The organism is Saccharothrix coeruleofusca (genome assembly GCF_014648515.1).
GTDB lineage: Bacteria > Actinomycetota > Actinomycetes > Mycobacteriales > Pseudonocardiaceae > Actinosynnema > Actinosynnema coeruleofuscum.
Genome location: NZ_BMRG01000016.1, coordinates 1 through 10490, shown reverse-complemented (window position 1 = coordinate 10490; position 10490 = coordinate 1). Strand labels below are relative to the sequence as shown.

The 10490-nt window shown below is 70.1% G+C and carries 3 protein-coding genes and 3 pseudogenes; 1 reads left to right on the top strand and 5 read right to left on the bottom strand.

Annotation, left to right across the window (positions count from 1 at the left end; genetic code table 11):
* The 5 genes and pseudogenes from IEZ00_RS28310 to IEZ00_RS28295 form a co-directional block, all read right to left on the bottom strand.
* A pseudogene (locus IEZ00_RS28310) lies at positions 1–305 on the bottom strand (class I SAM-dependent methyltransferase); the annotation flags it as partial.
* A gap of 125 nt (positions 306–430) precedes the next feature.
* A complete protein-coding gene (locus tag IEZ00_RS28305; protein ID WP_189226407.1) occupies positions 431–2530 on the bottom strand; it encodes a family 43 glycosylhydrolase in 2100 nt (699 codons plus the stop codon).
* Positions 2531–2580: 50 nt separating this feature from the next.
* Positions 2581–3012: pseudogene (locus IEZ00_RS38220) on the bottom strand (RICIN domain-containing protein); the annotation flags it as partial.
* A 93-nt stretch (positions 3013–3105) separates the two neighbouring features.
* Positions 3106–3963 (bottom strand): annotated as a pseudogene (locus IEZ00_RS38215) (glycoside hydrolase family 10 protein); the annotation flags it as partial.
* A 646-nt stretch (positions 3964–4609) separates the two neighbouring features.
* Positions 4610–7468, bottom strand: coding sequence for a glycosyl hydrolase family 95 catalytic domain-containing protein (locus IEZ00_RS28295; RefSeq protein WP_189226405.1), 2859 nt, complete (start codon positions 7466–7468; stop codon positions 4610–4612).
* A gap of 503 nt (positions 7469–7971) precedes the next feature.
* Between IEZ00_RS28295 and IEZ00_RS37950 the strand changes: the two genes are divergently transcribed.
* The coding region (locus IEZ00_RS37950; protein WP_276530113.1) for a PQQ-dependent sugar dehydrogenase at positions 7972–10490 on the top strand (2519 nt) is incomplete at its 3' end.

Below are 10490 nucleotides of genomic sequence, written 5' to 3'. Positions count from 1 at the left end.
CCGCCGCGACCACTCCGCCGCGACCACTCCGCCGCGACCACTCCGCCGCGACCACTCCGCCGCGGGCACCGCCGGTGCAGCGCGAAGTCGTAGCAGGGCCACCACTGGGCGGCCATCAGGGTCGGCCCGCCCACGCCCGCGCGACGGCGGGCGACCTCCCACCGCACCAGCAGGACCGCGTCCGTCCAGTGCCCGGAGTGGAGGATCCGGCGGAGCAGGGACGTGGTCAGGTGGAACGGCAGGTTGCCCGCCGGCACGTGCGGTGCGCGCGGCAGCGGGAAGCACAGGAAGTCGGCGTGCACGACCGTCGTGCCCGCCCCGACCCTGGATCGCAGGGCGGCGGCCGGGGTGTCGCAGTCGCCGAACGACCCCGGTGCACGGGCTCCCGGTCCACGAGGGAACCCGTGCACCTCCGGGACGGCGCTGTCGATCAGGGAGTGGTCAGGTCGAACCTGCGCACGGTGACCGAGCCGCCCAGGGCCTGCGTGGCGTGGTTGAAGATGCCGAAGCGGTAGCCCATGAAGAACTGCCAGGTGTTGTTCAGGGTGAAGGCGGGGCCGAGCGGGTTGAAGGTGACGCCGTCGGTGCTGTAGGAGAAGCGGGCGACGCGGTTGGAGCCGGGGCGGATGTCGGCGTTGACCCGCAGCCAGATCCGGTCGCCGCTGATCGTGGCGCTCGCGGCCTCGGTGCCGGTGCTGGTGGTGCGCCAGTTGCCGTCCATGGCCAACCCGGTGGTCATGGACACGCGGGTGCGACCGCTGTCGCGCCTGACGCCGATCCAGGCCGAGGACTGGCGCAGCATGGCCAGGCCGGACCGGTCGCCGTCGCGCATCGCGCTGTGGTCCAGTTCGACGGTGGCGGTGGACGTCGGTCCCTGGATGCGGTGGGTCAGGGTGTTGCGGGCGGCATAGAGGTCGTCGGTGACCGTGGCGGTCTGCAACCTCAGCCCGTTGTCCACCGAGTACCGGGAGGTGTCGGGGTCGTGGTTCCACTCCCACTGCGGCCCCAGGGCGGGACCGGTGAAGGTGTCGGCCCCGGTGAGGGGTTTGACCGGGCGGGCCGGCAGCGGCGAGGGGTAGTTCACGCCCCACCGGCCGCCGACCGTCTGGAGGGTCGGCCAGCCGTCCGCTGTCCAGGTGATCGGAGCGAGCGCGGGAACCCGGCCACCGGGGTAGGCGTCGACGAAGGACATGTAGTGCCAGGAGCCGTTCTGGGTCTGCACCAGGCCGCCTTGGTGAGGCACGCCGCCGCCGGTGATCGGGCCGGGCAGGTCGAGCAGCACCTGCCGCAGGGTGTACGGGCCGAACGGGTTGTCCGCCTTGAGGACGTACTGGCCGTTCGCGGGGCGGGTCAGCCAGATGTAGTAGCTGCCGTTGCGCTTGTAGAACCGCGCTCCCTCCAGCGTCCCGATGTTCGACGGGGTCTGGAACACCTGCTGCGCACGCACCTGGCTGCGGCCGTCGGCTGAGAGCTGGGCGACGCTGATGGTGCCGTTGCCGTAGGCGACGTACATCGTGTCGTTGTCGTCGATGAGCATGCCCGCGTCGTAGTAGCAGTTGTCGATCCGGGCGTGCCGGTTCCACGGTCCTTCGACGCTGGAAGCCGTGTACACGTAGGTGTCGTTGAAGTCGATGCACCCGGCCCAGTAGTAGGTGCGGTTGTTCGGCCGGTACTGCAGCGTCGAAGCCCAGATGCCGTTGACGTACGCGCGCTGCCCGTTGGTCAGGTCGTACTTGGTGCCGAAGTCCAGTGACGGCACGGAATGACCGGCGAACTCCCAGTTGACCAGGTCGTAGGAGCGCAGGATCGGCGCACCGGGGGAGTAGTGCATCGTCGAGGCGGTCATGTAGTACACGTCCCCGACGCGGATGACTTCGACGTCGGCGAAGTCCTGCCATACCACCGGGTTGGTGTACTGGTCAGCGGGCGTTTGCGGAGTCGTGGTGGTGGGGTCGGTCCCGCCACCGACGCGGACGAGTTGCCACTGCTGGTTTGCGCCGCCCCAGTCGCTGTACTGGACGATGTTCGCTCCGTCGTCGGTGGCGGCGTTCTGGACTTCGACGGCTTTGCCGCTGTTGCGGTTGATCAGCCGGACGTGGCCGCCGTCGGAGTCGGCCAGGCGGAACTGCTGGTTGCTGGTGTTGTTGTCGGTCCACTGCACGACGGCGCCGCCGTCGGCGGTGGAGAAGTTGTGGACGTCCAGCACCTTGCCCGAGTGGCGGGACTTGAGGCGGTAGTAGCCGTCTCCGGAGTCGACGAACTGCCACTGCTGCTGGTTGCCGTCGTTGCGGGTCCACTGGGTGATCCGCGCGCCGTCGCTGGTGGCCAGGTTGTAGACGTCCAGCGCCTTGCCGCTGTTGCGGTTGACCAGCGCGTACCACGCGCTCGTGTCCACGGTTGCCGCCGACGCGGTGGTCGCGCCGAGCGCGGTCACCAGGCCGCCCAGCAGCACGGTGACAACAGCGGCGGCGGCGCAGGCCAGGCGGCGCCTGCGGGCCCGCGCAACGGTGGTGGGTGGTGACACGGGCATGGGGGGCTCCTCTTCGTCGAGGTGGATGCTGTGGAAGCGGTGCCGAGTCAACCGACGCGGACGAGTTGCCACTGCTGGTTTGCGCCGCCCCAGTCGCTGTACTGGACGATGTTCGCTCCGTCGTCGGTGGCGGCGTTCTGGACTTCGACGGCCTTGCCGCTGTTGCGGTTGACCAATCGGACGTAGCCGCTCGCGTCGATCACGCGGAACTGCTGGTTGGTGCCGTTGCCGTCGGTCCACTGCACGACGTTGGCGCCGTCGGCGGTGGAGAAGTTGTGGACGTCCAGCACCTTGCCCGAGTGGCGGGACTTGAGGCGGTAGTAGCCGCCCCCGGAGTCGACGAACTGCCACTGCTGCTGGTTGCCGCCGTTGCGGGTCCACTGGGTGATCCGCGCGCCGTCACTGGTGGCCAGGTTGTAGACGTCCAGCGCCTTGCCGCTGTTGCGGTTGACCAGCGTGTACCACGCGCTCGTGTCCACGATCCCGCCGGGCTGCCCGGAACCGGCGTTGAGGGCGTTGAGGACGGAGGTGTAGGCGGCTTTCTTGTTGCCGGAGTTGTCGAACAGCAGGGGGTTCTGGCCGGTGCGCCAGGAGTCGCTGTCGCGGATACCCCAGACCGTGATGCCGGTGCAGCGGGCCACGGCCAGGCAGGCGCGGGTGACGGCGGCGTAGGCGTTGGCCTGGTTGGAGCCGGAGATGTCCAACTCGGTGATCTGCACGTCGACGCCGAGGTCGGCGAAGCGCTGGAGGTTGGCCTGGTAGTCACCGGGGGCGGAGTTGGTCAGGTGGGACTGGAAGCCCACGCAGTCGATGGGCACGCCGCGGGCTTTGAAGTCGCGCACCATCGTGTAGATGCCGGTGGACTTGGCGTTGACGCCGTCGGTGTTGTAGTCGTTGTAGCACAGCTTCGCGCCGGGGTCGGCGGCCCGCGCGGCGCGGAAGGCGGCCTCGATCCAGTCGTTGCCGGTGCGCTGCAGGTTGGAGTCCCGGCGCGCACCGGAGTTGCCGTCGGCGAAAGCCTCGTTGACCACGTCCCAGGAGTGGATCTTGCCCCGGTAGTAGGAGGCGACGCGGGTGACGTGGTTGAGCATCGCCTGGCGCAGCGCCGAGCCCTCCATGCGCTGCATCCAGCCGGGCTGTTGCTGGTGCCAGGTCAGGGTGTGACCGCGGACCTTCATGCCGCGGCCGAGGGCGTGGTTGACGATCCGGTCGCCGTTGCCGAAGGTGAACTGGCCCTGGTTGGGCTCGGTGGCGTCCATCTTCATCTCGTTCTCGGCGGTGATCGAGGTGAATTCGCGGTTGAGGATGCCCACGTAAGTCGAGTCACCCAGCTTCCCCGCGGCGACCGCGGCCCCGAAGTAGCGGCCCTTCTCCGCCGCGGAGGCGCCCAAGGTCGTGCCTGCCAGGGCCAGCCCGTCGAACAGCGCCACCATCAGGGCGGCGACGAGTCCCGCGACGAGCAGCAACGCCGTTGTTCTCGGCCGGCGCGGAAGCGTCGGACGAATGACCGCTCGTGTCGAATGGTTCATCACGTGTCCTCACGGATCAGAACACCGCGTGTTTCGTTCCTGCGGTGACAGGGATTGGTTCGCATCTGCCCAACTTCTTGTTAGCGCTAACAATTTTGCGTGTGATGGTGCTCGGCTCAGTTGAGGTGATCATGGGTGTTTGGTAGCAGTGCCAGCGGACATACCTTGTGGTTTGCCGACTGTGGACGATGACGGTCGCCCGGTCAAGGCCGCCAATCTTCATGCCGGGCTGAAGTTAGCGCGAACATCTTTACTTCGGAGAACGCTTTCCTCATCCTCGGTGGGGGTGTGCTCACCCGCCGACGTCCGGCTCGGGGTCGGCCGGAATCGCGCAGGCAACCGCTCCGGACGGCAGTCGGACGTGCCCCTTGCCCGCGGCGATGCTGATGACGTCCAGTTGGGGCGCGGCGACCGATCAGCTCCTCAACACCGGCGTCGCCTCGTTGAAGACCGACGAGTCCCCGCTCCTGGGCAGCTCTCGCTCGTGCTGGTCGACCAGTTGCTCGGACACCGTGATCCCGGCGGGCACCTCCTCGGTGGGCGGCGGTGGTCAACCGCGCTGGAGCTGGAAGCGCTGGTTGAAGCCGCCGGTGGAGGTCCACTGCGAGATGCGGGCGCCGTCGGCGGTGGAGGCGGACCACACGTCCACCGCGAGGCCGCTGCGCTGATTGACCAGGCTCACCACCCCGCCGCCGTGATCGACCAGCCGCCACAGCTGCTCCGGCGTCCCGGTGTCGCGCTGCTGGGTGATGTCAGCACCGGTGTCGGTGCCCGCGATCTGGAGCACCAGGCCGCTGTGCCGGGCCCGGACGCGGTAGTGGTCCCCGGAGGGCAGGAAGTCGAACTGCTGGTTGAGCCCGCCCGTGCCCGACCACTGGACCAGGGTGGCGCCCGCGGCGGTCGACGCGCCGCTGATGTCGGCCCGCTTGCCGCTGTGCTGCGCCACGAGGTGGTAGTGCACGCCGGGCTCGACCAGCGGCGGCTGTCCCGAGGAGGTCGCGCGGTAGGTGTGGCCCGCCTGACCGGTGAACAGGACCAGGTCGGGTTCGACCTGGTCCGGCCGCACCGGGGTGCCGCTGGTCGTGTCGTGCAGTTCGTAAGTCCCGGTGAACAGCCGACTGCGCACCTCGACCACGCCGTCGCGGTCGGGGGTGACGGACAGCTCCGTGGCCCGGCCGCCGCTCCACGCCGCCCCGACGGTGTGTCCGCCTCGGCCGCGCAGGCCCGTCACCCGCCCGGCGGGCCAGGCGGGGGGCAGCGCGGGCAGCAGGTGCAGCTCACCGTCGTGGCTGTGCAGCAGCATCTCCGCGATCCCCGAGGTGGCCCCGAAGTTGCCGTCGATCTGGAACGGCGGGTGCAGGTCGAACATGTTGGACGCGAGCCGCTCGGGGGTGACCAGGGAGCGGATCAGGTCGTGGGCCCGGCCGCCCTCCTCCAGCCGCGCCCAGAAGTTGATCTTCCAGGCGAGCGACCAGCCGGTGCCCGCGTCACCGCGCAGCTGCAAGGTCCGGCGGGCGGCCTCGAACAGCGCGGGTGTGCCGCGCTTGGTGATCTGGTTGCTCGGGTGCAGGCCGTACAGGTGCGAGACGTGCCGGTGGTTCGGCTCGGTCTCCACCCAGTCGTGCAGCCACTCCATGACGTTGCCCCTGGAGCCGACCCTGGTGGGGGCCAGCCGCCGGGCCGTCGCGCGGACCCGCGCCCTGAAGTCCTCGTCCACGCCCAGCGCTTCCGAGGCGCGGGCGCAGCCCTCGAACAGGTCCCGCAGGATCTGCATGTCCATCGTCGGTCCCGCGCAGATGCTCGCGTTCGCGTGGTGGGGCAGCTCGGGGGAGTTCGACGGGTTGGTGACCAACCACTTCAGGGCGGGTTCCTCCACCAGCGTGTCGAGGAAGAACTGGGCGGCGCCCTTCACCGCGGGGTAGTAGGAGCGCAGGAAGCCGATGTCGCCGGTGAACAGGTAGTGGTCCCAGACCATGGTGGCCAGCCACGCGCCGCCGGTCTGCCACATGCCCCACAGCGCCCCGTCGACCACCGAGGAACCCCGCCAGGCATCGGTGTTGTGGTGGGTGACCCAGCCACCCGCGCCGTACTGGGCCTTCGCGGTGCGAGCACCGGTGACCGCCAGGTCGCTGATCATGCGGAACACCGGCTCGTAGCACTCGGGCAGGTTCGTCGTGTCGGACGGCCAGTAGTTCATCGGCAGGTTGGCGTTGAGCGTGTACTTCGAGTCCCACGACGGGGTCAGCTGGTCGTTCCAGATGCCTTGCAGGTTGGCCGGTTGGGTGCCCGGACGCGACGACGAGATCAACAGGTACCGGCCGTACTGGAACAGCAGCGCGGAGAACTGCGGGTCGGCGGTGCCCGCGTGCCGGGCGATGCGGACGTCGGTCGGCTGGTCGGCCGCCGCCGTGCGCCCGAGATCCAGCGTGACGCGCCCGAACAACCGCTGGTAGTCGGCGACGTGCCGGGCGCGCAGCACGTCGTAGGCCGTGCCCGCCGCGCCACCGAGCCGCCCCCTGGCGATGCCCTGGTAGTCGCCCCCGGTGTTCCGGTAGTCCACGTAGCTGGTGCCGATCGAGATCAGCAGCGTCACGCTGGTGGCGTCGGACACCCGCAGCGCGCCGCCGGAGCTGCTGGTGCTCCCGCCCTCGGCCACCGCCTTGGCCAGCACGAGGAAGCGGACCGCTCCGGCGATGCCCCGGTGGTCGCCGGAGCGGCCGTCCAACGCGATCGTCGTGCCGTCCGGGCTCGACGCCGCCGCCCGCTGCGGAGTGCTGAACGTGGCGGTGAACGAGACCGCCCCCGGCGTCCCGGCCGTCAGGCGCACGGCGATCACCTGGTCCGGCGCGCTGGCGATGACCTCGCGCCGGTGCCGCACGCCGTTCGCCAGGTAGGTCACCACGGACGTGGCGGTGGTCAGGTCGAGCCACCGCTGGTACCCGGAGACCGCGCCGGGGGAGGGGAAGACCAGCCTGAGGTCGCCGACGGTCTGGTACGCCAGCTGGCCCGCCGGGTTGCCCAGCATGGCCTGGTCGACGAGGCCCTGCGCCTGCGCCCACTGGTCGGCGAACACCAGTCGCCTGATCTCCGGCAGGGCGGCGGCGCCCCGCGTGTTGGTATAGTCGTGCGGACCGCCCGCCCACACGGTGTCCTCGTTGAGCTGCAACCGCTCCGCGTCGACGTTGCCGAAGACCATCGCGCCGAGGCGGCCGTTGCCGACCGGCAGCGCGCGCAGCCAGTCCGTCCCGGCCTGCCCGTCGTACCACAGCGCCAGGTCGTCGACCGCGCGCACCTCCGTTGGCGCGGCCGAGTCCGCGCGCGCCGTCGGCGTCCAGCCGCCCGAGGCCAGCGCGGCACCGGCGCTCGCGGCGCCGAGCTGCACCAGCCGCCTCCGTGGTAAGCCCGTCATCCTGGAACCTCCGAAAAGGACAGTGGTCGCTGCGCCGGTGGCGATCGACGGGACCTCCCAACCGGGCCTGCGGGCAAAGTAGCCGTGCCCGATCCTGGCCGTCAATCACCCGGAGCGGCATATTGTGAGCGCTAACAGCAGAAGTTGCGCTCTGACCTCATCGAACCGTGTTCGACAGCTGAAAATTGGCTTCGGGCGAGTCATCCTGCCTGGTCAGTGCTCCGTTAGCGCTAACAATTTTAGCAACCTTGAGCGTTGACGCCCGGTTTCCCGGTGGTTACCGTGCGAAACGGGCGCGGTTCTCCCGTGTTGTTCCCGGTCCGCCCGTCGACGATGACGAGGGAGACTCTTCTATGCGACGACATCCATTCGCCATCGGGCGGACAGCAAGCGGGAAGTCCACGAGGGACAGATGGCGCGCCCGCAACCTCCTCGCCGGGAGGGACGGGCGTGGGTCCGCGACAGGGCGCCGTGCCACAGCCGCGGCGGCCACCCTCCTCCTGGTGGCCGCCGCCGCAGTGGCGACGGTGCTCGGCTCCCCGCCACCGGCCTCCGCGCACGCGGTCGACCCCGCCGACTTCCAGCAGGTCGAGCTGGCCCGCGGGGTGGCGGAGGTCGGCGAGCCGATGACGCTCGCCGTCCTGCCGGACCGCTCGGTGCTGCACACCTCCCGCAACGGGACGGTGCGCCGCACCACCGCCGACGGGGTCACCGCAGTGATCGGCTCGGTGCCGGTCTACAGCCACGACGAGGAGGGATTGCAGGGCATCGGGGTGGATCCCGGCTTCGCCGCCAACCGGTTCGTCTACCTCTTCTACGCCCCGCCCCTGTCCACCCCGGCGGGCGACGCGCCTGCCACCGGAACGGACTTCTCGGCCTGGAAGGGCGTCAACCGGCTGTCCCGGTTCGCCCTGAACGCCGACTTCACGCTCAACACCGCCAGCCAGGTGACCGTGCTGGAGGTCCAGACCGACCGCGGCATGTGCTGCCACGTCGGCGGCGACATCGACTTCGACGCGGCGGGCAACCTCTACCTGTCCACCGGTGACGACTCGAACCCGTTCGACTCCGGCGGCTACACCCCGATCGACGAGCGGACCAACCGCAACCCCGCCTACGACGCGCAGCGCAGCGCGGGCAACACCAACGACCTGCGCGGCAAGGTGCTGCGGATCAAGGTGAACCCCGACGGGTCGTACTCGATCCCGGCGGGCAACCTGTTCCCGGTCGGCACCGCCGGGACCCGGCCGGAGATCTACGCGATGGGGCTGCGCAACCCCTTCCGCTTCAACGTGGACAAGCCGACGGGGGCGATCTACCTCGGCGAGTACGGACCGGACGCGGGCACCGCCACCTCCGCCCGCGGTCCGGCGGGCCTGGTGGAGTTCAACCGGATCACCTCGGCGGGCAACTTCGGCTGGCCCTACTGCGTCGGCACGAACACGACCTCGGAGGCGTACGTGGACTACGCGTTCCCGTCCGGGCCCTCCGGCAGCCGGTTCGACTGCGCCGCCCCGGTGAACAACTCGCCGCGCAACACCGGGTTGACCACCCTGCCCGCCGCGCGGTCGGCGTGGATCAAGTACGACAACTGCTCCTTCGCCGCGTTCGGCTGCGGGTCGGAGTCCCCGATGAGCGCGCCGGTGTACCGGTACGACGCGGCCAACCCCTCGTCGGTCAAGTTCCCGGCCTCGCTGGACGGGCACGTGTTCGCCACCGAGTTCGGGCGGCGCTGGATCAAGACCATCGACGTCAACGCCGATGGCTCGGCCGGGCAGGTCAGCGACTTCCCGTGGCGCGGCACGCAGGTCATGGACGCCGCCTTCGGCCCGGACGGCGCTCTGTACGTCCTGGACTACGGGACCGGCTGGGGCAGCGGCGACGCCAGCTCCGCGCTCTACCGCATCGAGTACAACCCGGCCGGGAACCGCGCGCCGACCGCGCGGGCGAGCGCGGACCGCACGTCCGGCAGCGCACCGCTGGCGGTGGCCTTCTCGTCGGCGGGCTCCTCGGACCCCGAGGGCGGCACGCTGACCTACTCGTGGGACTTCGGTGACGGCACCACGTCGACCGCGGCCAACCCGAGCCACACCTACACCGCCAACGGTCAGTACTCGGTGACGCTCACCGTGACCGATCCCGGCGGGCGCACGGGCTCGGCAGGCGTGTCGATCTCGGTCGGGAACACGGCCCCGGAGGTCAGGTTGGACGCCCCGGCCAACGGGGCGCTGTTCAGCTTCGGCGACACCGTGCCGTACACGATCACCGCGTCGGACCGGGAGGACGGCGCGATCGACTGCGGCCGGGTGAAGTTGAGCTACGTGCTGGGTCACGACAGCCACGGGCACCCGATCACCACGCGGACCGGTTGCTCGGGGACGATGCGGATCCCGGTGGACGGCGAGCACGACACGGCGGCGAACCTGTTCGCGGTGTTCGACGCCGAGTACACCGACCTCGGGGCCAACGGCCAGCCGCCGGTGACCACGCACACGCAGCACGTCCTGCAATTGCGGCACCGCCAGGCCGAGCACTACTCGACGCAATCCGGCACCGCCCTCTACGACAAGGCGGCGGCGGAGGGCGGGCGCACCGTCGGCGACATCCAGAACGGCGACTGGATCGCGTTCGAGCCGTACGCGCTCGGCGGGGCCAACCGGTTCACCGCCAGGGTGTCCTCCGCGGGTTCCGGCGGCACGCTGTCGGTGCGGGCAGGCTCGCCTGCCGGGCCGGTGCTCGGCACGGTGACCGTGCCGGTGACCGGCGGGTGGGAGACCTTCACCGAGGTGTCCACCACTCTGGCTACCGTGCCCACCGGGACCATCACGCTGTACCTCACCTTCGCCGGCGGCACGGGGACGCTGTTCGACGTCGACGCGTACACGCTCGACACGGCGACCGGAACCGGGGCGGGGCCGATCGTCGGTGTCGCGGGCAAGTGCGTCGATGTCGACGGAGGTAGTTCGGCAGACGGGGCGAAGGTGCAGTTGTGGTCGTGCAACGGTGGTGCGAATCAGCGTTG

Bases quoted from the DNA above. Each gene is read 5' to 3' on its own strand.
- IEZ00_RS28295 (WP_189226405.1), bottom strand. From the start codon at position 7,468: ATGACGGGCTTACCACGGAGGCGGCTGGTGCAGCTCGGCGCCGCGAGC.
- IEZ00_RS28305 (WP_189226407.1), bottom strand. From the start codon at position 2,530: ATGCCCGTGTCACCACCCACCACCGTTGCGCGGGCCCGCAGGCGCCGC.